Here is a 24326-nt window from a genome sequence, read left to right as displayed (position 1 = left end):
GGTATTTTTTCAGCAGATGTGATATAATAGAGTTTAATGCAGTAACTAAGCAGAAATAATATTAGATATACTATAAAAATAAATTATTCATATCGTAAAACAATTACTTAACCATAAGATGCGATATCACTATTATATCACATCTTTTTCAAGAAAGGAAGAGGTTTTTGAAGAAATTATACCCATATTCACGAAAAGTTTACTATTACGAAACAGATAAGATGCAAATAATGCACCACTCAAACTACATCCGTATCTTTGAAGAGACAAGAGTCGACTTCCTTGAACAGGCAGGTATGCCTTTCAGCCGCATCGAGTCCCTCGGACTTATGATGCCTGTTCTCTCTGTGGAGTGCAGCTATAAACGTCCCCTGCGCTTCGGTGACAGCTTTGAGGTACACTACTGCATAGAGAAATTCAACGGAGTCTCTCTCGATGTAAGATACAAAGTGGTCTGCTGTGAAGACGGTGCGGTTTGTGCCGAAGGACGTTCCTCCCACTGCTTTACCGACAACGATCTTAAGCCTGTACGTACAAAGCGCACCTATCCCGAAGTCTATGCTGTATTTGCCGAACAGGTAGGCGTTGAGGTCTGATAGTACACGCTTACATCCGCATAGAACGAATTTACTTTAATTTGTTTAATTTATGTTAATTTTTACAAATAACACTTGTAATTGCGCTGTATATAATGTATAATGATTATTATAGCGCATGTTGTATCGCATACATGCATTTTGTTATAAAGGAGAATATCTATGGCTATTACTGAAGCAGTAGAAAATTATCTGGAAACTATCCTGATCCTTTCCAAGGCTCAGCCCGATGTCCACGCGATCGATATTTGCTCGTACCTCGGTTATTCAAGACCTACAGTATCGATAATCCTCAAGAAAATGAAGGATGAAGGTCTTGTTAATGTAGACAGCGATAACCATATCACACTTACAGATGCAGGAAGGTCTGTTGCAGTTCGCATTTATGACAGACATGAGACTCTTTCCGCATTCTTCATGTTCCTGGGAGTAAGCAAGGATGTTGCTCTCGAGGACGCCTGTAAGGTCGAGCACGACCTTTCCGATGAGACCTTCGCTCTCATCAAAGCTCACTTCCATAAACTGGAAGAAGCACAAAAATGACACCTACGGAGGATATAATGGATAAATTCAGCAAGTTAAGATCAGAATATCCGACCTTTACTTATAGATCATACAGCATTACTGAGTCCGATGATTCGGTGAAGATCAACTTCGTTTTCTCTATCGACGGACTCGCTCAGTTCACGCCCTCATGGGAATTTCCTAAGCCCGAAAGCATCAGTGTAAAAAACGATCCTGTTTTCGGTCGTCTCGCATTCTCTATGGGTATGGCTGAAGCCGTAAGCTACTGGAAAGCCGCTTGCTCTCCTAAATTCATCGTGGAGTGCGGCACTCTGGACGAGGTACAGATAAAATGGTGGAAGAAACTATGGTATCTCGGTCTCGGCGAGTTCTTCTACGTAAACGGCATAACTACAGATCAGGATTCACTGGTGGAGGTAGTTGTAAAGGGTACAGAACCAGCCGGTACAGAACAGGAAATGCCGTCTCTCAGCGGATGTCTTGTACCTATCGGCGGCGGAAAGGACTCCGCCCTCACCCTCGAAACACTCGTTCAGGCAGGCAAGGAATGCAAGTGCTATGCTATAAACAAGCGAGCTTCCATAAGTGCCACAGTATCCACAGCAGGTCTCCCCGACTCTGCACTGATAACCGCTAAGAGAAACTTCGACCGCTCACTTGTGGACCTTAACTCAAAAGGCTTCCTTAACGGTCATACGCCTTTCTCGTCAGTTGTCGCATTCTCGGCAGAGATAACCGCTTACCTGAACCGTCTTGCGTACATTGTCCTTTCAAATGAGGACAGCGCTAACGAAAGCACCGTTGCAGGTCAGGACGTAAATCACCAGTACTCAAAGAGCTTTGAGTTCGAGAAGGACTTCCGATTCTACGAGGAAAACTACCTGCGTACAGGCATATACTATTTCAGCTTCCTTCGTCCGCTGGCAGAGTTCCAGATAGCAAAGATGTTCGTTCATCACCGCAAGTACCTGCCCGTTTTCAGAAGCTGCAACCTCGGAAGCAAGGTATCCCCCGATATATGGTGCGGAAACTGTCCGAAGTGTCTGTTCGTAGCGCTTATACTCTCGCCTTTCCTTTCGGAAAGCGAACTTACGGAGGTTTTCGGAAAGGATATGCTCAATGACGAGAGCTTCACCGACTACTTCACAGAGCTTATCGGTCGCTCAGAGCACAAACCCTTCGAGTGCGTAGGAAGCATCGACGAGGTAAACCTTGCTGTATCGCTTGCTATACGCAGAATGAAGAGCGAGAACGCTCCCCTGCCCAAACTTTTCGGAAAGTACGAAAGGGACGGTCTTTACTCGCCCGAAACACTTGATAAACGTTACAGCGACTGCTGTTCATCCTACAACACAGAAAATCTTCTCCCCGAGGAATTCAGAAAGATCTTATCAGAAGAAATGAGGAATCTGCTTTGAATAAATTCGCAGAATATTTAAAAGAATACACGGAAAACAAGTCCGTTTGTGTGCTTGGCTTCGGAAGAGAAGGCAAGTCCACCTTCGGAATGCTCAATAAATACTGCTCACCCAAATCAGTAACTATTGCCGACCTTAACAACATCGACCGCAGCGCCAACAACATACCAGACAGTGTCGAGATTATAAGCGGTGAAGGCTATCAGGAAACTCTCAACCGCTTCGATATCGTGTTCAAGAGTCCGGGTATCGTGCTCAATCATCAGCCTTCGGAGCTGAACTGCGAGATAACCTCTGAAACTCAGGTTTTCTTCTCGGTGTTCCGCAGTCAGATAATCGGTATCACCGGTACAAAGGGAAAAAGTACAGTTACTTCCCTTACCTACCACATCCTTAAGGAGTCGGGCAAGGACTGCCGTATCGCAGGAAATATCGGCATTCCCGTTTTCGATATCGCCGATTCCGTAAACGATGATACTATCGTGGTTTGCGAGCTTTCATGCCACCAGCTGGAATATATGACGGTTTCTCCGCATATCGCCGTTTTCCTCAATCTCTACGAGGAGCACCTCGACCACTACGGCACTATGGAAAACTACTACAACGCCAAGAAGAACATCTATCTCCACCAACAGGAAGTGGACTGGCTCTACTGCAACTACGATATCATCCCCGACAGAGTTAATTCCATGACAGTTTCCATGTCCTCAACCGTTCCGGACGCTAATGTATACGTTGAAGGCGGAGTTGTTCACGGTACTTCAAGTGAGTTCCGCATACCTACTGACAAGATAAAGCTCCTCGGCATACATAATCACTACAATATCGGTGTTGTATACGAGCTGTGCAGCTATTTCGAGGTATCGGACGAGGACTTCGAGAAAGCACTCTGTACATTCTCTCCCCTCTCTCACAGACTGGAATACGTGGATACAGTTAAGGGCATCCGCTGGTATGACGACTCTATCTCAACCGCCTGCGCTACTGCGATCGAGGCTCTGAAAAGCATCCCCGAACCTGCAACCATCCTTATCGGCGGCATGGACAGAGGAATCGATTACTCCGACCTTGTTGAGTTTCTGTCACATTTCACGGTAAACGTTATATGCATGGAAACTTCGGGCAAAAGAGTGTACGATATGATACAGTCCGCAGGTAATTTCACCTCTCCCGAGAGAGTTCACTACGCACAGCACCTTGATGAAGCAGTAAAGCTCGCATCGGAGATAACTCCCGAGGGCAAGAGCTGTGTTCTCTCACCTGCTGCTGCAAGCTACGGCATTTTCAAGAACTTCGAGGAACGCGGCGACGCCTTCAAGAAGCTTGTTTCAGAACTGAAATAACGATAAAAGTCCGAAAGCGGTGCAAACCACTTCCGGACTTGTTTTTATATATCAAGTTATTATCAGTCGCCGAATGAAACTCCGATGTCTCTTGCAGCGATAACTATGTGATCGTTGGTATCTACGAACTTTGTCTTTCCTGCGATATCCGCAAGCTTATTGGAAGTTATCTTGTTGCCTATCTTTGCAACTGTTCTGCCGTACTTCTCCTGAGCGATCATGTAAGCTGCATGTACGCCGAACTGTGTTGAAAGCACTCTGTCGTAAGCACTCGGAGCGCCTCCGCGGAGCATATGTCCCGGAACGCAGACTCTTGCTTCCATACCTGTATTTTCCTGTATCTGGGCAGCTATACGGCTTGTAGCAGTGAGTATTCCTGCCTCGGCACGTTTCTTTGCACGTTCCTTCTTCTTCATCTTTGCTTCGTTCACATCAAATGCACCCTCTGCAACAGCGATTATCGAGAACGCTTTTCCTGAAGCACTTCTTGCCATTACCGAGTCGCAGACCTTGTCTATATCATAGGGTATCTCAGGGATGAGAATAACGTCCGCACCGCCAGCAATACCTGCGTTAAGCGTCAGCCAGCCTGCCTTGTTTCCCATTATTTCGCAGAGAAGTATTCTTGAATGGCTTGCAGCTGTTGTATGGAGTCTGTCAATAACATCCGTAGCAATGTCCACTGCTGTATGGAATCCGAAGGTAACATCTGTACCATAGATATCATTATCGATAGTCTTTGGAAGTCCGATGACGTTGAGTCCCTCATCGGAAAGGAGCTTCGAGGTCTTGTGTGTACCGTTTCCGCCGAGTGTAAGGAGACAATCCAGCTTCTGCTTCTTGTAGGTCTCCTTCATATTCTTTACCTTATCCACATTGTCGTCGCCGATGACCTGCATCATCTTGAACGGCTGACGCTTTGTACCGAATATAGTACCGCCCTGTGTAAGTATACCCGAAAATGCTGACGGAGACATATCCTTGCAAAGATTATTGATAAGTCCGTAATAGCCGTTTGAAATACCTACTATCTCAACATTGTCCTCACCGAAGCGCTCATAGCAAGCCTTTGCAACGCCTCTGATAGTTGCGTTGAGTCCCGGACAGTCACCTCCGCTTGTGAGAATACCGATCCTTCTTTTCATGATAATTACCTCCGTTGCTTTATATTTTAAGATGTCGAAGAAGTTGATGCACCGTCGTCGCTTGTAGCGCAGTCGATAGCAAGTACTACCGCAATAGCAAGCACCTCGTCAACTCCGTCGGCTATTTCTATCTCATAGCTGTCGCCCCATGTGAACCACGCCTTCTTTACACTCGCTACAGCGCTTCTTCCGTAACAAATATTATAATCATGCTTTGTCAGCGAACCATCAACAGTCCAGCCGGGACCTTTTACAGAATATTTTGGAGTCAGCAGTGTGAACTCCTTCACTATCTCCGCACTGCCGCCGCTGCATTCCACGATATAGCGTTTCAGGATTGACATTACCTTCTGGTGGATATAAGCCTGTTCAGTGCCGTCCATAGTGTAAAGGTGCAGCTTTTTACCGATAGAGAAAAACTCTCCCTCAACGTAAAAAATGTCACTGCCTGTTTCGTCCTTTACTGTGAATTTGTCTTTAAGTGTGAAAACTTTCTGCTTGATATAATACTTCAAATGAAATGCTCCTTATCTTGTTTTATCAAAGAATTCCTCTATCTTCTGTGCAGGCATAGGCTTGCCGTAGAGATATCCCTGACCGTAGTCACATCCTGCCTTGCGGAGGATCTCCTCCTGATCCTTATTTTCAATGCCCTCTGCGATCGTCTCGATACGCTTGGACTTCGCTATCCTTATGACGGATGAAACAATCTCGTAAGCGATATTATCATTCTGTATATCGGTTATGAAGGATTTGTCCAGCTTAAGCAGAGTTATGGGCAGCTTCTGGAGGTAACTCAGTGAAGAATAACCTGTACCAAAGTCGTCCATAGCAAGCTTTACGCCAAGCTCACGGAGATTGTTCATCTGTGATATAGCGAACTCCTCATCCGTGAGAGCAAGGGACTCTGTAAGCTCCACCTCAAGCCAGTCGGGAGAAAGTCCCGCTCTTGTAAGAGCATCGAATACCTTTTCTTTCAGGTCCTTCTGGTAGAAGTCGCTGGAAGTGAAGTTTATGGACATAACGATATTCGGATAACCCATTTTCTGCCACATTTTGTTCTGCTGACAGCCTTCGTTAAGTACGAAATCGCTGATCTTGCCAATAAGGTGCGAGCTTTCTGCGATCGGTACAAAGTAATCGGGGTTGATTATCGTACCGTCAGGCTTTATCCACCTGATAAGAGCTTCAACGCCCATGATACGTCCTGTTTTCAGTGATATCTTAGGCTGATAGAAAAGCTGGAGCTCGTTGTTGTCGATAGCTGTTGCAAGCTGTTTTTCAAGCTCGGTATTGCCGATGATAGAGTCGTGCATACTTGGCTCATAACCGCATATGCTTGCTCTGAGTCCGCTGCTGGACTTAAGTGCGAACTCTGCATGCTCCATTACATCGAGGAAGGAACTTCCGTCCTCAGGCATTTTTGAATAGCCTGCCGAGCAGCTGAGGTTTATTGCACTGAACTCGTCAACGGCAAGTCTTGCAAACTCCTCCTGTACCTTCCTTGCTGTAAGCACAGGGAGCTCGTCATCGCCGTAATCTCTCAGTACGAGGGCGAAGTTATCTCCGCTTATACGTGCTGCAAGTCCTCCGGGAGTCACAAACTTATAAAGTATATGTGCGAAATTCTTGAGGATATAGTTTCCGTTCTTATATCCGCAGGTATCGTTGATGATGTGGAAGCGGTCTATATCGAGTACGATTATCCAATAGGAATAATTCAGGAGCTGACAGGTATCATATGTCTCCTGACCGACCTCCATGAGGCGGTTCCTGTTAGCGATCTCTGTGACCTCGTCTATGAAGGCAAGGCGCTCTATGAGCATGTCCTTGGCACGTTCCTGGCTTACATCGATGAGCGCACCGCCGAACAGCGGAAGCGTGTTGCCTGTTGCACCAATGGCCTTATAACGGAAGGAATACCAGTGGTAGCTTCCGTCCACAGGCTTGATACGCAGGTCTATGCTTTCAACTCCGACGTTCCTGTCAGCGAACTTCACAGCCTTATCGAAGGTATTTCTGTCATTCGGATGTATAAGACTGCGGAACGTATTCACGTCCACGCTGTTGCCGTGGATGCCGAGAACTCTTGCAGCTTCGGGTGATACGGCGTACTTCTTGTGGTCGGTGGTCATGATAACACCGATCTCGGCAAGCTCCATTGCGGCGTTGAAGAAGTCGTTTGCACTTGCAAGGTTGACCTTCATCTTCTTCAGCTCGGTGAGGTCAAATCCCGTACTGATGTAAACGGAATGAGTCCTTCTGTTCTTGACAAGGGAGGTGCTCCACGTAATAGTGGTTATATTGCCGTTTTTGCCTCTGAAAGATGCCTCGTGGGAATCCTTGGCAGCTATCTTCCTCAAAAGATCGGGATCGTTGTCGATAAGTCCGAACGCCTTGTTCATGGCAAAGACTCGGTCATATCCGTCATAATCCACTTCAAGGAGCTGACGTATCCTTTTATTAAGGTAGATGAACGAATAGTCATCAGCCCATATCATTATCTCTATATTAAGATGTTCTGCAATAGCAACAAAATCCTTGGTATCTATTGATGAACGGTGTTTATCATACATACTGCTGAGAATGAATACCATGACGCTTAAGAAAAAGACCGTCGCAAAATAAACAAGGAGCGTTATAGCGGCATACTGAGGTTTATAGATCGAAAACGCTATAACAAGAGCAGTCGCAGCAGCGATAACTACCGCTGCTATAAGAGAATTTTTTCCTCTCACAACGCATCCTCCTTCCTGATCATACAATTTATATAAATGAAAGAATAACGCATAATACGAGTGGGCAGAACGCCCCACATTATTTTACTATTTCATTATAGCAAATTTAACTGAAAAAGTCAATCACAATTTGCAATTTCAATACGTTTTTTATAAAATTAACATAAATTTCCACGAATTATTCATTTGGTGTACACTTTTGTGTGATAAAATGTTATAATAGTTTATGAGAAAACAACGCATTTACACATATATTTCACAGGAGGTTTGATTATATGGCACACATTCTTATAGTAGACGACGAGATAAATATACGAAAGGTCGTAAGAGAATACGCCGAATTTGAAGGCTATGAAGTTACCGAAGCAGAAAACGGCATGGAAGCTGTGACTCTCTGCCACAACAACGACTACGATCTCATCATAATGGACGTTATGATGCCCCGTCTGGACGGATATTCCGCTTGCAAGGAAATACACAAGACCAAGAACATTCCCGTCATAATGCTCTCGGCACGAGGCGAAGAATATGACAAGCTCTTCGGATTCGAGATAGGTGTTGACGATTATGTTGTAAAACCATTCTCGCCAAAGGAACTCATGGCAAGAGTAAAGGTAGTGCTCAAGCGCAATAAGACCGTCGCTGATGCTCCGCAGCCCGACAAGTACGTTTTCGAGGGACTTGAAGTTGATATCCCGGGACGCGAGGTCTACGTAAACGGCGAAAAGGCTTCAATGACTCCAAAGGAATACGATCTTCTCTTCTACCTCGTAAGGAACAAGAACATCGCCCTTTCAAGAGACAAGCTCCTTGAAGAGGTCTGGGGATACGACTTCTTCGGCGACGACAGAACTGTTGATACTCATATAAAAATGCTGAGAAACAGCCTCGGCGAATACAGAAAATTCATCGTTACTCTGAGAGGAATGGGATATAAGTTTGAAGCTTAATAAAAAAGTAAGGAACTTTTTCGGAAAAATACCTCTGAAATTCAACATCTGGCTTTATTTTATTGCTTTCACTATCATTGTATTCGTACTTCTCTGGACATTTCAGATACTTTTTCTGGAAAGATTTTATGAACAGAGCAAAGTCCATGACGTTGACTCTATCGCAGAGCAGATCATCTATTCATATGAAAATGATGACATTGCCGTCATGAACAAAAAATTAGAGACGCTCGCTTACGAAAATGACCTTTGTGTCTCTATCGTGGACAAGTACAACCGTACCCGCTACTGGGCGGAGCACTCGGGAGACTGCCTTATACACGGTCCAAATAACAGTACCTTTATCTATACAAAGAAAATTGACGATAATAACGGCGAACCTATCTGGCGCAAGGACGTGAATCCGCGCAACCGCTCCAACATGGTGCTTTTCGGTACAACACTGAAGGGCTCTTCGGACCGTCCCGACGGCTATCTGCTGATAAACACTACACTCGTGCCCGTAGGTTCTACTGTGAACATCATAAAAAGACAGCTGATGATAATAACTGCGATACTCATTATCTTCGCATTTATCATTTCACTCCTGATGTCCAACCGTATCTCACTTCCTATCGACAGGATAACTACTTCCGCTGAGAATCTCGCTAAAGGCGATTTCAATACAAAGTTCGACGGACGAGGTTACCTTGAAGCAAAAAAGCTCGCAGATACCCTTACCTACGCCGAAAAGGAACTTTCCCGTGTTGACACTATGCAACGCGACCTCATCGCCAACGTTTCCCACGACCTGCGTACTCCCCTGACTATGCTCAAAGCCTACGCTGAAATGATACGCGACCTTTCAGGAGATAACCCGGTAAAGAGAAACGAACACCTTGAAATAATCATAAACGAGACCGACCGCCTGTCACTTATGGTAAACGATATTCTCGACCTTTCAAAGCTCGAAAGCGGTAAGGAAACTCTCCACCCGTCGACCTTCCTCATCGGAAGCAAGCTGAATGAGATCATCGACCGCTTCAAGGGTATATCCGAGAAAATGGGCTACAATATCCACTTCACACCTGATGAAGAACGTACAGTCAAATGTGATGTGGTAAAGATCGAACAGGTTATCTACAACCTTATCAATAACGCTATCAACTATACAGGCGACGATAAACAGGTCTTTGTCCGACAGATAAACAAACCCGAAGGCGTTGTTATCGAGGTATCTGATACGGGAAAAGGTATCGAAGAGGACAAGATAAAGCTCATCTTTGACAAGTACTACCGTTCCGAAAACCACAAGCGCGAAGTTGTGGGAACAGGTCTCGGTCTTTCCATAGTAAAGGCTGTGCTCAAGCTCCATAACTATGACTACGGAGTAAGAAGCAAACTCGGGGAAGGTTCTACTTTCTGGTTTATGATAGCCGGAAAAGATGTGCAGGATGCACAAATTGAAAGTAAAAACAGTTGATTTTTTCTACACAAATATTTTTTTGTTTTATCACACAAATTACACAAAGTTAGATTATAATAAATATGCTGAGGGAAATATCCCGAAGCTGATTTTCATGGTAGTTTAATGTTTACCCCAACATTAAATTATTTAAATCCCCAATAATCCCTATATCATGGCAGATGAGCTTCCTACCCCAGGAGGCTCATTTGTTTTTTGCTGAGATCCAACATGTCTTTTTTGTCTACAATAAGAATTACAGCCTTATAGTTCGTTAAACCAATTCTGCCGCTTTTTCTGTGACAGATGAACTGTAAGGCTGTAATTATGTATAGGCACATTTTTTTATTCTGCAAGATCACTGAAACAGTGTGCAGATCCATGCTGCAAGTGCAGACGCTGCGGGGAAAATGACAAACAGTTTGAGCAGCTGACTTTTGATATTATAGCCGTATTTTCTTCCGTTGTAAACAGGTCCCACTTCCGGGAAATAATACTGGAAGAAGCCTGATCTGCAAAGCAGGAACCAGTCAAAGCATGTCATGTCATAGAGCTTGTAAATGGTGAAAACAGATACGAAACGCAGGAAAAACTGACGGAATGTATAGCCGCTTCGGAACCCGTCCCAAATCGAGATCACACCGACTCCCAATATCATCAGCACACTAAAGAGCATCAGTGTCCATCCGATGATCCTCGCTCCGTAGAATAATTCGTTCTCTCTTGGTTTCAGAACAGCCTGAGCCTCCTTTGGTGCAGATGAAAAGAAACGGGTATCCTGAATAAATGCCACCGCAGAAAGCAGCATCAGTGAGATCGCAGCACAAAATACGATCGCAAGAAAAATTGTCAAAAGCATATTATGTCACCTCCTTAATGCATTATTCCGCGCTCCATAACCTTTTGCGGAGTATCCGAAATTGTTTCTCCGCACGGTAAAACAAATGTTATCCTTTTACCATCTGAAAGTTGCCCAACGATCATTAACTTTCGGCAGCAGCAGTGCAAAGAGCTTTGCACGTATGCTGTATTTCTTCATTGAAGCTGTGTTCTTCCACAAGCTGTATACCGTCTGTCAGATTGGCGATCTCCTGTGCTGAGTCCGTTCCGGACATGAAATGTGCATTTGTATTTTTTACTGTATCGTGGTGCTTTTCACTCTTCTGCATGAACTTGCCGTTCTGTTCGGCGATGAGAATACCGCCGCCGGGGAAATTGCTTTTCAGCACTTCAAGAAATGTGCGTATCTGATCAAGTGTCAGGTACATAAACAATCCTTCGGCTATAAATACAGGCTTTGCTTTTCTGCCGGTAAGAGCGTCCTTAACCTGTCCGCACCAATCTTCTTCAAGAGCACTTCCTGCGAGCATTGTCACACGTTCACGTTCGGGGAAAGCCTTTCTTCTTGCGGCTATGGAATCAGGCAAGTCAAGATCGAACCAAATGATCCTGCCGTTATCCACCCTGGAAAAACGGTCATCGAAGCCTGCGCCAACATTGACTATAACCGTATCAGGTGCATTTTTGATGATGCCCTTTAACTGTCGGTCAAGCATGATAGTTCTTGCAATAACTCCTTCGTGAGACATGAACTTATCATACTGTGCAGTATCGATATTCAGCGCTTTAATGATCTCTACCGCTTTTTTATCTTTGATCCTCGCATTTTTGCGCATTGTCTCGTTTGCCTTGATAGAAAGCGGAATAAGAGCAGTGGTTTGTACGTCGCCTAATTTAAGTTCCATTGTGATTTCCTCCTGTTATTTGTTATCAACTGTTATCAGTCAGCTTATACAGTACGAATCCTGCGATCAGCAGCAACAGGCCGCTGACAATAAGTATCGTTACAGTGAACTGCGATACCATTTCAGTCGTTATATATAATCCTCCTGACAACAGAAATACGCTGATCATTATCATTATAAGTCCTGCTATCTTCTTTGCGTTATGCATTGGCTGCCTCCATTCTGCTGTAGATGCCTCCAAGCGAAAGCAGTTCATCACGGTTTCCTTGTTCTGCGATATGTCCCTTGTCAATAACGATTATCTTATCGGCATTGGCAATAGTGTACAGTCTGTGTGCAATGACAAGAACAGTCTTGTTACGGCAAAGCTCGGACATCGCTTGCTGGATGCTTCGTTCGTTATCCGCATCGATATTTGCTGTAGCCTCATCCAGAATAATGATAGGCGCATCCTTGAGAATACATCTCGCAATTGAAATACGCTGTGCTTCACCGCCTGACAGTGTTGCACCTCCCTCACCGATCATCGTATCAAAGCCATAGGGCTGCGACATGATAAAGTCATAACACCTTGCCTTCTTTGCAGCTTCAATCACCTCATCACGGGATGCACCGCTCCCCATTGCGATATTATTGTAAATGGTGTCATTGAACAGATAGACACGCTGAAATACCATGCTGATATGTTCCATAAGGTCACTGATCTTCACATCCCTGATATTGGTGTTTCTGATCAGTATCTCTCCTGAACCCACATCCCAGAATCTCGAAAGCAGTGATGCTATCGTTGTTTTTCCACTGCCAGATTCACCGACAAGTGCGGCCATCTGTCCTTTCTTTGCAGTGAATGATATATCATGGAGAATATCCTCCTTACCGTAACCGAAAGATACGTTTCTGAATTCTATCTCTGCATCGGTTTCATCGTCACTGATCTTTGCTATTCCCGAATCTGTTATCTCAGCTTCGGCAAATACTTCATTTATCCTGTCAAGTGAATTCTTCATGATAGTAAGTCGGGTGCTCTGCTGAAACAGATGTTTTACCGAAGAAAAGATGCTGAACAAAAACAGCACTACGCCGACAAAATAAACATTGGTGATACTCCCCTGCTGAAGAAGATATATCGCAGAAGCAAGTATGCCTGTCATACCTGCACCGTACAGTATCATCATTGCTATCTCGTAAGGCAGGATATGCTCTTCAAATGACAGGTTAGCTGTTCTGGAGTCCCGAAATGCCTTACGCATCTCAATTGCGCTTTCTCTCGTCATGCCGTAGCTTTTGATGACCGGCAGTCCCTCCGCATATTCAAGAACCGCAGATGTCAGTCCCTCAATGCTTTCCTGACGCGTCTTCGCATCCGCAAGTGAACAGCGTATCATAGGCTGAGCGATGATGAATGCAAGAATATCATGTGTGCAAGAAGCATTTCTATCGATTCTATATCATCCGAAAACAGCTTTTTGAGTTCGCCTTTTGAACGTGCCATGACCGAACCCAACGGCTGTTGTTCAAGCTTTTCCTGCAATTTGCATCGGATGTTTTCAAGTGCAGCAAATGCCGCATGATGAGAAACACGCAGTCCGAGCATATAAAACACCGCATACAGTATCTCGCAGATAAGCATCCCTACAATTACGGGTAATGCCGTGTCAAGTGTTAACCTGCCGCCGCTCAGTATCTTCCGTACAAGACTCCCCACAAGTCCGTAAGGCACAATGCTTGCCGCCGCACCTATCATCATAAGGAGTGCGGACAAAAATACCTTCGGACGTTCCTTTCCTGTATGCTCAAGTATCTTGCCGATCTGCGATTTTTTATCCCTGACCTTGCTTGTAGTATCGCTGCTCTTTGATAGATAATAGTTTCTGACGCGCTGAGCACCTTCTTCATTCATGGGATAAAAGGCTGTCACGCGTCCTCTGTCCATATGCAGGACATGGGTACAGCAATGCAGGATCAGCTCAGGATCATGTGTAATGATGAAAGAGAGCTTCACCTTGCTGCGTGTGCTGTTCAGAAGCTCACCGAACCGCTGCATTCCCGTTCTGTCAAGTCCGCTTGTCGGTTCGTCATAGAGAATGATATCTTTGCCTGCACAGAGAGCCGCTGCTATCGCAGTACGCTGCTTCTGCCCCCCTGAAAGGGATGCGGGGTGACGGTCTTTGAAGTCCCCAAGTCCCAGTTCTTCAAGTGTTTTTTCCGCATCTTCTTGTGAGACCGCCGCATTCAGCATCACTTCTTCCATAACGCTGTCAGAGAAAAGCTGACGGTTCACGTCCTGCATGACCATATAGCATTGCTGCTGCCTCTGCTTGTTGCTGAGGAATGTACCGCCCAGTGCCACGCTTCCATCAGACGGGATGAGTCCGCAAAGTGCTTCAGCAAGTGTGCTTTTACCGCAGCCGTTATCACCGACAACTGCGACGATACTGTTTTCAGGCAGCAAAATACGGTCTATATCCAGAATACGAGAATTGCCGCGACTACAACTCAGGTCGATAACATCGAGCGCCGCAGCGGCATTCTGCATCGTATCGGACTGATCGTTTGCAGGGATATTACGTATATCAGTACAGCGAAGTCCGAGCTCTGCAAGTGTTTCATCAGGCATTGCACGCATTTCATCAGCAGTGTATTCACCTGTAATGATACCGTCATCCAGATAAATGAACCTGTCGGCGATATCCATAAGATAGTGGATACGGTGTTCGGATATCACGAGTGTATTTCCGTTCGCCTTCATCTTTGCAAAGATATCGTGGATACGGTTGATCGCTTTTTTGTCAAGATTGGAGGAAGGCTCATCCAGTACATATATCTGCGGATCAGCGGCATAGACGCTTCCGCAGGCGATCTGCTGCTTTTCTCCGCCTGACAGCTCAAATATATTACGGTTCAGCAGCGGTGCAAGCTTAAGGTCCTTTACCGTCCTGTCAAGCCTTTTCCCGATCTCGTCACGGGGAAGTCCTATATTTTCGCAGCCGAATACCAGTTCACCAGAAGTGTCGATATTGAAAAACTGTGATTTAGGATTCTGGAACACACTGCCCACAAGCTTTGAAGTTTCCGACAGTTCACTTTTTGATACATTGTGATCGTCTATCAGTACCTCACCTATCAGTTCTCCCTCGTAAAAATGTGGTATCAGACCGTTTATAAGACGTGTCAATGTGGTCTTGCCGCAGCCGCTCCGTCCGCAGAGCACAACACATTCGCCGTCCGCAATAGTAAGATCGATGCCGTCCACACCGTCACCTGTACCGTTTTCGCCTCCGTAGTGGAAGTCTAAGCCTTTCAGTGTTATCATGCCGCACCTCCCGTCACCATACCTGTTGCAAAGAACCAGATACCTGCCGCAATGAAAAGTATCATTGTGATATAGTCATATGCTCTCAAGTGGACTGTTTCATAGGAAGTTCGTGCATTGTCGCTGTCCATGCCCCTTGCAAGTGCCGCTGCCGCAAGTTCCTCCATAATGGAGATACAAGAAAACAGAAGCGGTATAAGTATATATTCAACTGTTTTTACGGGATGCCGAATGATCGCAGACGGTTCAAGTGACATTCCGCGGAACGCCATCGCTTTGCGTACACCTGTCCATTCTTCGCCGACTGTCGGGATAAAACGGAACATTACAGCTATAGGTATCACGATCCTTGTCGGGATATGCATCGCCTGAAATGCCGACAGGAACTGATTGATGCGTGTGGTCTGCGTGATTATCAGCAGGGACATAAGTATAGGGAAACAGTACAGAAAGATCGTCAAAATGAATGATATGATCGTTACAACGACTGTCGAACCCGTTGCCTGCATCTCCATACATGTGCGGACATATACAGCTGTCCCTAAAAGAAGCGACATCTTGACTGCATTCCACTTCTTTCCGCAAAGAAACAGCATAACGCATAATACAACGCAGTATATCTCATGTGCAGTAGCATTGAACGAATTGGAACTCACAGCAAGTGATGAAATAAAAATGACAAATTTAGTGCGAGGATCAAAACGTACCAATGCACTTCGATCCTCGCCGTAAACCGAAATATCCAATTTATACTACCCCTGCTTTTTTAAAGTGCTTTTTAATGAGTGTATTTGCAAGCAGAGCTCCGAGAATTCCGCCGATCAGTGCAAAACCAAGTATCGGGAAAAAGATCCATGTTGGAGCTATCTTTTCAATGCCGTCTGCGTACTCCTGACCGTAGTATTCAACGGAGCGCTTCAGGAACGAATCCCTTGCAAATGAAAGCATCATATAGGGACAAGCCATATTCAGGTTGAATACCACAAAAGAAAGCAGATACATTTTCTTTGAACGATACTTTCCGAACTTGATAACAAGCTCAGCAAGCAGTGCTGCCGCAAGCGCTCCCACAAAGCTGAACCATGCATTGCTGCAGGCACAAATGGCAAACAGTACGCCAAGTATCAGAGCTGCACCGAATTTCCTTACTTTGAGGACACAGAGCATATATACCGTACCGCAGACCAGTCCTACGGTAATTGGTGCAAGGAGATACAGAATGGGTATCATACTCGTTCCCAATACGATCACCAGCATCAGCACGATGTATAACGCACCGAAAGCACCTGCATAAATAAGTTCCTTTGTCCGCAGCTTTTTATTGTTGTTGGCGGAAGCTGCAATTTCCTTCTTAGCCATAATGATCCTCCAGTCATTTAGTTTGTGAATACTAACTTAATTGTATTAAAAAAGCCGTTTTTTCTTACAGAAATTTAAAACGGCATTTTATCGGGAAGTCCGAGAAGAGCTTTCCAGTTGATCCATCTCTCGATACCGGCACAAAGCTCATCTATTTCACTTCTTGTCATACCATGAATAAAAGGTTCATAGAAAAGATCCCAATATGCTGTGAGATAAATGTGCAGCTGCTCTTTTGTCACGAGCTCAGTTGCAAAACCACGTTTGTAGGCTTCGATGTAATAACAATAGTCCGCATCAGTCAGCTTCTGAGCAAAGTCATGATGAAAATTTTGATATTTTGTCCCGTCAGAACAAGTCAGCAGAAGCGTAAACTGGTCACGCACATTTTCAAACATATCAAAGAAGCTGCAGATCTTACTTTTGTCCCCATACCACGGAAGCAGCAATTCACGGTCAGATAGATGTTCAATATCAACATCTGCAGTTTTCATGAACGTCTCCATCATGGCAACTGCATCGGCTACAAGAGCATCATACAGTTCCTCTTTGCCTTTGTATCGGATGTAAAGAGCACCTGTAGTAACGCCTGCATTTCTGCATATCTCCGAGACTGATGCCTTGGCAAATCCTTTTTCAATAAACTGTGCCCTTGCACTTTTAAGCAGGACAGGATCTATGGAAGTATCTCGCAAAGCCATATCTTACCTCATTAATAACATCATTATCAATAATGATATTATCATATTTATCTGATGCTGTCAAGATGTGATCTCTCGATTTGTATCATTGAACAATTCATATAGTTATCTTATCTTTGGTTATGGTATTTCTGCCGATTTGTATCAACACAGTTCCATAATGGCTTCATTTGCACATAAAAACATCCCAAACCCGTAATAACAGCGAGTTTGGGATGTTTCGTATTTTTAACAGCACCTCACGAACGGTCCAGCGTATTTTTTAAAGCAGCGTCTCCCATTCCTTTTCCTTGAATCCAACAAGTACCTTATCTCCGTTTATAAGGATCGGACGCTTCACCAGCATACCGTCCGAAGCAAGAAGCTTTATCTGCTCCTCCTCGGTCATATCGGGAAGCTTGTCCTTTAGCTCCATGGACTTGTAAAGCAGTCCGCTGGTATTGAAGAAGCGCTTCAGCGGAAGTCCGCTTTTAGCGAACCATTCCTTTAATTCGTCGGCAGTGGGGTTGTTTTCCTTGATATCACGGATATCAAAGGAGAGTTTTTTGTCCTCCAGCCATTTCTGCGCCTTTTTACAAGTCGTACATTTAGGATAGCATACAAATAACATATTTTTACCTCCGTTATCATTTAGTCATTTCAAGCAGGTCAGCCTCGGAAAGTATCTCGATGCCGAGTTCCTGAGCCTTTGTAAGCTTGCTTCCTGCCTCTTCGCCTGCAACAACGTAATCGGTCTTTTTCGATACGGAACCTGTGACCTTTCCGCCGTAGCTTTCTATAAGCTTCTTTGCATCATCACGCTTCATCGTAGGAAGCGTACCCGTCAGAACGAATGTACGTCCGCTGAAACGGTCATCCTCTGCGGATTGCTTATCGTATGTCATTTTAACTCCTGCATCCCTGAGGCGGCTTATAAGTTCGGTCATATGCGGCTCTCTGAATGCCTTGCACACGCTCTCTGCCATTACATCGCCGAAGCCTTCTATCTCGGAGATATCATCGGCTTCAGCCTTCATCAGGTCTGTCATATCCGGGAACTTCTCGCAGAGAAGTACCGCCGCCCTCTGTCCTATATTGCGGATGCCGAGTGCGTGAACAAGTCTCTCCATACCTGCATTTTTCGAGTTTTCAATGGAAGCGATAAGGTTATCGGCTGACTTATCCGCAAATCGGTCCAGAAACAGAAGCTGTTCCTTTTTAAGACTGTAAAGGTCCGCAGGCGAGCTAACGAGTCCGCTGTCCACAAGCGCCTTCATGTTTGCGGGACCGAGTCCATCTATATTCATTGCATTCTTGGATGCAAAGTGTATCATATTTTTCAAAAGCTGCGCAGGACACTCCACATTCGGACACCTGAGAACACTCTCGCCCTCCTCACGGACTGAAGGAGTTCCGCAAACAGGGCAAACGGAAGGAAGCGTGAATTTCACCGAACCGTCAGCGTGTCCCACAGAGCGCAGTACCTCGGGGATTATCTCCCCTGCCTTGCGGACTACTATCCTGTCGCCTATACGTATATCCTTCTCGTCGATGAAGTCCTGATTGTGAAGGACTGCACGGGAAACGCTGGTACCTGCAAGAAGTATCGGCTCGAATACCGCAACGGGAGTTATAGCGCCTGTTCTGCCTACATTTACCTCAATATCGGTGAGAGTAGTCTCCTTTTCCTCAGGCGGATACTTGTAAGCAACTGCCCATTTCGGTGTCTTTGCAGTCGCACCCATAGCTGTTCTCTGTGCAAGGTCGTTGACTTTTATTACAACGCCGTCGATATCATAGGAGAAGTTAACTCTTTCAACGCCGATACGTTCTATCTCCGCCTTTATCTCCTCATAGGTATGACAGACTTTATAGCTTGGAATGGTCTTGAATCCCAGTGACTTAAGATAGTCCAGTGAACCGCTGTGAGTTGTGAACTCTCGCCCCTGACACTGCTGAACGTTGAAAATGAACATGTCCAGCTTTCTGCCTGCGGTTATCTTCGGATCCTTCTGTCTCAGGGAACCAGCTGCAGCATTACGCGGATTCTTGAAAGGCTGCTCATCCATAAGCTCCTGCTGTTCCACAAGCTCGAAGAAGCTGCTTCTCGGCATATAGACCTCTCCCCTGACTTCAAGAAATTCGGGAGCATCCTCTATTTTAAGCGGTATTGAGCGTATAGTCCTTATGTTTGCGGTAACATCCTCACCTGTGAAGCCGTCCCCGCGTGTAGAACCACGGGTAAGGACTCCGTCCGTATACTCCAGCGATACCGAGAGGCCGTCTATCTTCGGCTCTACGGAGAACTCGGGAGAGCCTATCTCTCTGCGGCAGCGCTCAATAAAGGCTTCAACGTCCCCAAAGGAGAAAACGTCCTGAAGACTTGCCATCTGTACGGCATGAGTGACCTTCTCGAACTTACCCGAAGCGATTCCTCCCACTCGCTGAGTCGGTGATGTCGGCTTTATCAGCTCGGGATACTCTGCTTCTATGCCTTTAAGCTCCTGCATGAGCATATCGAACTCGTAATCGCTGACCTCGGGGTTATCAAGTACATAGTACTGATAAGTGTATTTATCAAGCAGCTCGGTAAGTTCGGCTGCTCTTTTCTCTGCATCTTTTCTTTCCATTTTTATTACCGTCCTTGTTCTGTTTTCGGTTATGTACTATTATTATACCATGTATCCGCAACTAATTCCACAGTTTTCCGAAAAAAATCTGATATAATGTTCAAGCCCTGATACATATCATTATCAGGAGGTGTTAGCATGTTGATCGAATTATTACGCAATATCTTTTTCTTCGCCCTGCACGTCGATAACAGTACCGTATTTCCAAAACCACTTTCACGCAGGGAAGAAAACGAATGCTTTGAAAAGATGTCGGAAGGCGATAAAAATGCAAGGAGTAAACTGATAGAGCACAATCTGCGCCTTGTTGCTCATATCGTTAAAAAGTACGCTCCCACTGCTGCGGAACAGGATGAACTCATATCCATAGGTACTATAGGTCTGATAAAGGCGGTGTCCACATTTGACTACACCAAGGGCGCTAAATTCGCTACGTACGCCAGCAAATGCATCGACAACGAGATTCTCATGAGCTTCCGTGCAGCTAAAAAGTCGGCAGGCGACGTCTACATAAATGAACCCGTCGAGACCGATAAGGACGGCAATACCCTCACCCTGATCGACCTTATTGACGACGGTACCGACATCCATGAACAGGTGGACCTGCTTATGCGTTCACGTCAGCTGTACGGCATTATAAGGGACTGCCTTGAACCGCGTGAACTGGAAATAATCACCTACCGCTACGGTCTTTACCGAAGTGAACCCCACACCCAGATAGAAACTGCCAAAAAGCTCGGCATCTCACGTTCATACGTCTCACGGATAGAGAAAAAAGCTATCGGCAAGCTGAAAAGCAAGTTCGATAACGGCGAATAATGAAATATCTTCCTCAAGGCTTGCAATATTTTTTTCATTATTGTATAATAGTATACAGGACAATAGCCGTAACTCTTCGGCTATTGCTCCGATACTTTGCTTCGGGGAGGGATATTATGATCTGCGGAATCTGCGGACAGCGTATGAAAGCAGGGACTTTCAGAGTCTCTATACACGGGATAGGCTCCATAAAGAGCTATACTTACCCTATGGTCTCATGGTACGAGGGCGACAACCTCGTCTGCGAAACGGACAGGCATATAACTACAGGATTTTACTGTCCGAGGTGCAATATAATGATGGGAGTGTTTCTTGGTCCCAAGATAGTAGGATTCACTGAGGAATTCAATCAGGATCTTGACGATAATATCGATTCGCTCCCGAAGAAGAATTGTCCCGAGTGCGGAACATCTGTGGATGTAGACTATCCGAGGTGTCCCGAGTGCGGATATGTATTCTGACAATGACCTGTCTGTTACAGGTTTATATACTGCAAGGCGCAGGTAATTCTGCGGTTTGCAGGAATCATCATTTCATCAACGGAGGTATTTTCTGATGACTTACAAAGAAAGCTTTATCAAATTCATGGTGGACTGCGGTGTTCTCACTTTTGGAGAGTTCACACTCAAAAGCGGCAGAATCGCACCATACTTCATTAACTGCGGAAACTATAAAACAGGTGCCCAGCTTGCTAAATTAGGCGAATACTATGCAGAGTGCATCCACGCTAACAACATCCCTGCCGATACTCTCTTCGGACCTGCTTACAAGGGTATTCCGCTGGCTGTATCTGCTGTTGTTGCACTCAGCAACAAGTTCGGCATAGACCTTTCTTACTGCTTCGACCGCAAGGAAGCTAAAGACCACGGTGAAGGCGGTATGTTCGTCGGAAAAACTCTTACAGACGGCGAAAAGGTAATCATCATCGACGATGTTATGACTTCGGGAAAGGCTCTCAGAGAGTCGATGCCAAAGCTCAAAAGTGCTGCTGATGTGGACGTTACAGGTATGGTCATCACTGTTGACCGTATGGAAAAGGGTACAGGTGACCTCTCTGCGGTTCAGGAAGTAAAGCGTGATTTCGGCGTTACTGTATATCCTATCGTTACTATGGAGGATATCATCGACGCTATCCGCAACGATATCGTTCCCGGCAAGGAATACCTGGACAAGATGCTCGAATACCGCAAGACATACGGTGTATGATAATTCAGACATACTGATACGAAGATACAGTAAAAGCGTCCCGTAAAAAACGAGACGCTGTATCTTCAAACATACTTTTAGTCGGGACAGAAAAATGCGGCTCAGAAAACTGAACCGCAAAACTGTGTGCTGTACTTGCACTGGTTGGGGCAGCGGGATTTGAACCCACGAATGCAGGAGTCAAAGTCCTGTGCCTTACCGCTTGGCTATACCCCATTATGCTCTGCACTGCTGCAAAAATCCAACAAGTTATTTTGCAGCAGATGCAATCAATTACTTGCTCAACCATTTTATTATAGCAAAATTCAGTTAAAAAATCAATAGGAAAAATATAATTTTATTATTTATCATAATACTTTACATTAGTCTGCGCAGTTTTTCTGCGGAATAATATAGGGACGGGAGAATACTATGAAAAGAATAAAATTTATTACCATGGCCGCCGCTGCGGCTGCCTGCATACTGTCAACAAGCTATATTTCGGCAGAAGCTGCGGATAAAGCTGCCGATACTCCGCCCGAACACTCATCCGAATGGTTCACGGATGATGAAGGACGCATCTTCTATTACGATGAAAACGGTGAATTTCTCACAGGCACACAGGAAATTGACGGTGAAGATTACCTTTTCTCAGCTAACGGAGTTCTGAAAACAGGCTGGCGCACTGTTAACGGAAACCGCAAGTTCTTTGATCCCGAAACTGGAAAACCTCTCTATGGCTGGATAGATTACTGCGGCGAGAAGTACTTCATTGCAGAGGATTCGGGGAAACAGACAGGCTATTTCAAGCCGAAGAACGGCTCCGCTTCTCTTCTGGACGAATACGGCGCCGAGATAACAGGCGAGGGTTTCACATCCGTTGACGACAGTATATACTACTTCGACGAAAATGGTTCTCCTGTCTCGGGCGAGGTCACTATTGACGGCACTCCATACATCTTTTCCGATAAGGGCGAGGAATACACCGAATGGCAGGTACTTCACGGAAAGGCCTTCTATTATTCACCCGAAACAGGAAAGGCTCAGACGGGGTTCTTCCGCATTGACGGCAACACCTATTACGTGGACAAGGAAGAGGGCAGGCTCACAGATATCGCAGTCATAGACGATAACGAGTACCTCTTCGACAGGAACGGCGTTTTACAGACGGGACTTCAGTACGTTAACGGCACCGCTCACTGCTATAACTTTGACGGTTCCTTCTCAACAGACTTCACTGAAATAAATGGCAAACACTACCTTTTCAACGAAAAGGGCGAAGGTCAGACAGGATTCTGTCAGGTGGGAGAGACTCTCAGGTACTTCAACGAAGACGGCTCTATGGCTACGGGACTCGTGAACACGGAACAGGGACTGTACTACTTCCACAATGACGGCACCATTCAGACAGGCTTCCACGATGTTGAAGGCAATACCTACTACTTCGCATCGGACGGCAGAGCTGCAAGCGGTCTTGTTTCTATAAACGGCTCCAAGTACCTTTTCGATGACGAATGCCGCATGAAAAGAGGACTTGCTTCCTATGGCGGAAGCACCTACGGATTCGCAGACAACGGAAAGATGCTCTACGGCATAAACGAGATAAACGGCAAGAAGTATTACTTCTCGGTTGACGACGGCAAAATGGGTACGGGACGTCTCATCGTAGAGGGCAAGAAATACTATTTCGGTTCGGACGGCGCTATGCAGACAGGCATCCTCTCTATCGACGGTAATAAGTACTACTTCTCCATTGATGACGGCACCATGCAGACGGGACGCCTTATCGTCGGCGGCAAGAAGTACTTCTTCGGTACGGACGGTACCATGCAGACAGGTATGGCTACTTTCAGCGACGGTGTATACTACTTCGGTCCCGACGGTGTAATGGCTACAGGCTGGCAGACTATTGACGGACAGAAATACCACTTCAATACAGTAAGCGGAAAGCTTGAGATAAACAAGCTCATCGACGGTTATAATCTCGCCGCAGACGGCCATGCTGTGCCCTTTTCGGCAGTACAGAAACGCGCTCAGAATCTTATCGCTCAGATAGGCACCAATACCTCGGGCATATTCAATTACGTCTGCAACCATAACAAGTACAGTCCTATGGAGAATCAGCGCTCGCTTTCCAACATACAGACAAAGGGCTGGGCTTACTTTGCAAACTACGCAATGGATAACACCAATATTATGCCTTACTACTTCGCTGCACTGACCGATATCCTCTTCCAGCATGCGGGATTTACTACACGTATCGTCTACGGTACAGGCAGAGGAAGCGGCGCCCATTACTGGAATCAGATACTCGTGGACAAGAAGTGGATAAACTTCGATACCTGCAACGGATACTACTCCAAGACGGATGATGAGCTCAAAGCTCTGAATTATACCTTCAGGCAGTACATCAACGCTACTTACTATTGATGAGGT

23 protein-coding genes and 1 tRNA gene are annotated in these 24326 nt (G+C 45.5%); 10 read left to right on the top strand and 14 right to left on the bottom strand.

Features of this window, described 5'->3' with window-relative positions:
- Nucleotides 1-167: 167 nt before the first annotated feature.
- The 4 genes from BT127_RS11605 to murD all read left to right on the top strand — a co-directional run bounded on the left by BT127_RS11605 (nt 168) and on the right by murD (nt 3882).
- Nucleotides 168-596, top strand: a complete 429-nt coding sequence (locus BT127_RS11605) for an acyl-CoA thioesterase (protein WP_082335019.1) — start codon at nt 168-170, stop codon at nt 594-596.
- Between the two features lie 162 nt (nt 597-758).
- A complete protein-coding gene (locus tag BT127_RS11600; RefSeq protein ID WP_075425157.1) occupies nt 759-1139 on the top strand; it encodes a metal-dependent transcriptional regulator in 381 nt (126 codons plus the stop codon).
- A gap of 17 nt (nt 1140-1156) precedes the next feature.
- Nucleotides 1157-2539, top strand: coding sequence for a MurL-like N-terminal domain-containing (locus BT127_RS11595; RefSeq protein ID WP_075425189.1), 1383 nt, complete (start codon nt 1157-1159; stop codon nt 2537-2539).
- Nucleotides 2536-3882, top strand: a complete 1347-nt coding sequence (gene murD, locus BT127_RS11590; RefSeq protein WP_075425156.1) for a UDP-N-acetylmuramoyl-L-alanine--D-glutamate ligase — start codon at nt 2536-2538, stop codon at nt 3880-3882. Before BT127_RS11595 ends, murD begins: the two co-directional genes overlap by 4 nt.
- A gap of 62 nt (nt 3883-3944) precedes the next feature.
- Here the strand turns inward: murD and BT127_RS11585 are convergent, their stop codons facing one another.
- Genes BT127_RS11585 through BT127_RS11575 form a run of 3 tightly spaced genes read right to left on the bottom strand, consistent with a single transcriptional unit; the run spans nt 3945 to nt 7765 of the window.
- Nucleotides 3945-5027, bottom strand: a complete 1083-nt coding sequence (locus tag BT127_RS11585) for a 6-phosphofructokinase (RefSeq protein ID WP_075425155.1) — start codon at nt 5025-5027, stop codon at nt 3945-3947.
- A gap of 26 nt (nt 5028-5053) precedes the next feature.
- Nucleotides 5054-5542 (bottom strand): LURP-one-related/scramblase family protein, encoded by a 489-nt coding sequence (locus BT127_RS11580; protein WP_075425154.1) that lies wholly within the window; start codon nt 5540-5542, stop codon nt 5054-5056.
- A 12-nt stretch (nt 5543-5554) separates the two neighbouring features.
- Entirely contained in the window at nt 5555-7765 is a 2211-nt protein-coding gene (locus BT127_RS11575) for a putative bifunctional diguanylate cyclase/phosphodiesterase (protein WP_075425153.1), read from the bottom strand.
- A 275-nt stretch (nt 7766-8040) separates the two neighbouring features.
- Between BT127_RS11575 and BT127_RS11570 the strand changes: the two genes are divergently transcribed.
- On the top strand, nt 8041-8715 hold the full coding sequence (locus tag BT127_RS11570) for a response regulator transcription factor (protein WP_075425152.1): 675 nt from the start codon (nt 8041-8043) through the stop codon (nt 8713-8715).
- On the top strand, nt 8705-10177 hold the full coding sequence (locus tag BT127_RS11565; protein ID WP_075425151.1) for a sensor histidine kinase: 1473 nt from the start codon (nt 8705-8707) through the stop codon (nt 10175-10177). The genes BT127_RS11570 and BT127_RS11565 overlap by 11 nt, the downstream gene beginning before the upstream one ends.
- Nucleotides 10178-10517: 340 nt before the next feature.
- On the opposite strand, the gene BT127_RS11560 is transcribed toward BT127_RS11565, so the two are convergent.
- The 10 genes from BT127_RS11560 to ligA all read right to left on the bottom strand — a co-directional run bounded on the left by BT127_RS11560 (nt 10518) and on the right by ligA (nt 19886).
- Complete coding sequence (locus BT127_RS11560; RefSeq protein WP_075425150.1) at nt 10518-11018, bottom strand: hypothetical protein; 501 nt, start codon at nt 11016-11018, stop codon at nt 10518-10520.
- Nucleotides 11019-11142: 124 nt separating this feature from the next.
- Complete coding sequence (locus tag BT127_RS11555; protein WP_318257228.1) at nt 11143-11904, bottom strand: class I SAM-dependent methyltransferase; 762 nt, start codon at nt 11902-11904, stop codon at nt 11143-11145.
- A gap of 25 nt (nt 11905-11929) precedes the next feature.
- Nucleotides 11930-12112: a hypothetical protein gene (locus BT127_RS11550; RefSeq protein WP_075425149.1), complete on the bottom strand. Its 183-nt coding sequence runs from the start codon at nt 12110-12112 to the stop codon at nt 11930-11932.
- Nucleotides 12105-13289 (bottom strand): ABC transporter ATP-binding protein, encoded by a 1185-nt coding sequence (locus BT127_RS16525; RefSeq protein WP_139275514.1) that lies wholly within the window; start codon nt 13287-13289, stop codon nt 12105-12107. Before BT127_RS16525 ends, BT127_RS11550 begins: the two co-directional genes overlap by 8 nt.
- Nucleotides 13286-15217: an ATP-binding cassette domain-containing protein gene (locus BT127_RS16520; RefSeq protein WP_139275512.1), complete on the bottom strand. Its 1932-nt coding sequence runs from the start codon at nt 15215-15217 to the stop codon at nt 13286-13288. The genes BT127_RS16525 and BT127_RS16520 overlap by 4 nt, the downstream gene beginning before the upstream one ends.
- Nucleotides 15214-15963: an energy-coupling factor transporter transmembrane component T family protein gene (locus BT127_RS11540; protein ID WP_075425148.1), complete on the bottom strand. Its 750-nt coding sequence runs from the start codon at nt 15961-15963 to the stop codon at nt 15214-15216. Before BT127_RS11540 ends, BT127_RS16520 begins: the two co-directional genes overlap by 4 nt.
- A gap of 1 nt (nt 15964) precedes the next feature.
- Nucleotides 15965-16576 (bottom strand): MptD family putative ECF transporter S component, encoded by a 612-nt coding sequence (locus tag BT127_RS11535; RefSeq protein WP_175541957.1) that lies wholly within the window; start codon nt 16574-16576, stop codon nt 15965-15967.
- A gap of 74 nt (nt 16577-16650) precedes the next feature.
- The gene (locus BT127_RS11530) at nt 16651-17277 is read right to left on the bottom strand and encodes a TetR/AcrR family transcriptional regulator (protein WP_075425147.1); all 627 of its coding nucleotides are present in this window, start codon (nt 17275-17277) and stop codon (nt 16651-16653) included.
- 262 nt (nt 17278-17539) lie between these two features.
- Complete coding sequence (locus tag BT127_RS11525; protein ID WP_075425146.1) at nt 17540-17887, bottom strand: arsenate reductase family protein; 348 nt, start codon at nt 17885-17887, stop codon at nt 17540-17542.
- A gap of 16 nt (nt 17888-17903) precedes the next feature.
- Complete coding sequence (ligA, locus tag BT127_RS11520) at nt 17904-19886, bottom strand: NAD-dependent DNA ligase LigA (protein WP_075425145.1); 1983 nt, start codon at nt 19884-19886, stop codon at nt 17904-17906.
- Nucleotides 19887-20024: 138 nt separating this feature from the next.
- Here ligA and sigK point away from each other — a divergent pair, with 138 nt between their 5' ends.
- The 3 genes from sigK (at nt 20025) to pyrE (ending at nt 21911) form a co-directional block, all read left to right on the top strand.
- On the top strand, nt 20025-20705 hold the full coding sequence (sigK, locus tag BT127_RS11515) for an RNA polymerase sporulation sigma factor SigK (RefSeq protein ID WP_075425144.1): 681 nt from the start codon (nt 20025-20027) through the stop codon (nt 20703-20705).
- A gap of 116 nt (nt 20706-20821) precedes the next feature.
- Complete coding sequence (locus BT127_RS11510; RefSeq protein WP_075425143.1) at nt 20822-21166, top strand: zinc ribbon domain-containing protein; 345 nt, start codon at nt 20822-20824, stop codon at nt 21164-21166.
- 94 nt (nt 21167-21260) lie between these two features.
- Complete coding sequence (pyrE, locus tag BT127_RS11505) at nt 21261-21911, top strand: orotate phosphoribosyltransferase (protein ID WP_075425142.1); 651 nt, start codon at nt 21261-21263, stop codon at nt 21909-21911.
- Nucleotides 21912-22052: 141 nt separating this feature from the next.
- On the opposite strand, the gene BT127_RS11500 is transcribed toward pyrE, so the two are convergent.
- Nucleotides 22053-22127, bottom strand: a tRNA-Gln gene (locus BT127_RS11500).
- A 195-nt stretch (nt 22128-22322) separates the two neighbouring features.
- Between BT127_RS11500 and BT127_RS11495 the strand changes: the two genes are divergently transcribed.
- Nucleotides 22323-24320 carry a transglutaminase domain-containing protein gene (locus tag BT127_RS11495; RefSeq protein ID WP_075425141.1) on the top strand — a complete coding sequence of 666 codons (1998 nt, stop codon included), beginning with the start codon at nt 22323-22325 and terminating at the stop codon, nt 24318-24320.
- The last annotated feature ends 6 nt before the right edge of the window (nt 24321-24326 follow it).

The organism is Ruminococcus sp. XPD3002 (assembly GCA_900119535.1).
Taxonomy (GTDB): Bacteria; Bacillota; Clostridia; order Oscillospirales; family Ruminococcaceae; genus Ruminococcus; species Ruminococcus flavefaciens_H.
Note: the sequence above shows the minus strand (reverse complement) of the source record. Positions and strands in the feature narration are given on the sequence as shown.

Bases quoted from the DNA above. Each gene is read 5' to 3' on its own strand.
- sigK (WP_075425144.1), top strand. From the start codon at position 20,025: ATGTTGATCGAATTATTACGCAATATCTTTTTCTTCGCCCTGCACGTC.
- BT127_RS11550 (WP_075425149.1), bottom strand. From the start codon at position 12,112: ATGCATAACGCAAAGAAGATAGCAGGACTTATAATGATAATGATCAGC.
- BT127_RS16525 (WP_139275514.1), bottom strand. From the start codon at position 13,289: ATGATACGCTGTTCACTTGCGGATGCGAAGACGCGTCAGGAAAGCATT.
- BT127_RS11570 (WP_075425152.1), top strand. From the start codon at position 8,041: ATGGCACACATTCTTATAGTAGACGACGAGATAAATATACGAAAGGTC.
- ligA (WP_075425145.1), bottom strand. From the start codon at position 19,886: ATGGAAAGAAAAGATGCAGAGAAAAGAGCAGCCGAACTTACCGAGCTG.
- pyrE (WP_075425142.1), top strand. From the start codon at position 21,261: ATGACTTACAAAGAAAGCTTTATCAAATTCATGGTGGACTGCGGTGTT.
- BT127_RS11525 (WP_075425146.1), bottom strand. From the start codon at position 17,887: ATGTTATTTGTATGCTATCCTAAATGTACGACTTGTAAAAAGGCGCAG.
- BT127_RS11530 (WP_075425147.1), bottom strand. From the start codon at position 17,277: ATGGCTTTGCGAGATACTTCCATAGATCCTGTCCTGCTTAAAAGTGCA.
- BT127_RS11495 (WP_075425141.1), top strand. From the start codon at position 22,323: ATGAAAAGAATAAAATTTATTACCATGGCCGCCGCTGCGGCTGCCTGC.
- BT127_RS11595 (WP_075425189.1), top strand. From the start codon at position 1,157: ATGGATAAATTCAGCAAGTTAAGATCAGAATATCCGACCTTTACTTAT.
- BT127_RS16520 (WP_139275512.1), bottom strand. From the start codon at position 15,217: ATGATAACACTGAAAGGCTTAGACTTCCACTACGGAGGCGAAAACGGT.
- BT127_RS11585 (WP_075425155.1), bottom strand. From the start codon at position 5,027: ATGAAAAGAAGGATCGGTATTCTCACAAGCGGAGGTGACTGTCCGGGA.
- BT127_RS11535 (WP_175541957.1), bottom strand. From the start codon at position 16,576: ATGGCTAAGAAGGAAATTGCAGCTTCCGCCAACAACAATAAAAAGCTG.
- BT127_RS11600 (WP_075425157.1), top strand. From the start codon at position 759: ATGGCTATTACTGAAGCAGTAGAAAATTATCTGGAAACTATCCTGATC.
- BT127_RS11510 (WP_075425143.1), top strand. From the start codon at position 20,822: ATGATCTGCGGAATCTGCGGACAGCGTATGAAAGCAGGGACTTTCAGA.
- BT127_RS11555 (WP_318257228.1), bottom strand. From the start codon at position 11,904: ATGGAACTTAAATTAGGCGACGTACAAACCACTGCTCTTATTCCGCTT.
- BT127_RS11560 (WP_075425150.1), bottom strand. From the start codon at position 11,018: ATGCTTTTGACAATTTTTCTTGCGATCGTATTTTGTGCTGCGATCTCA.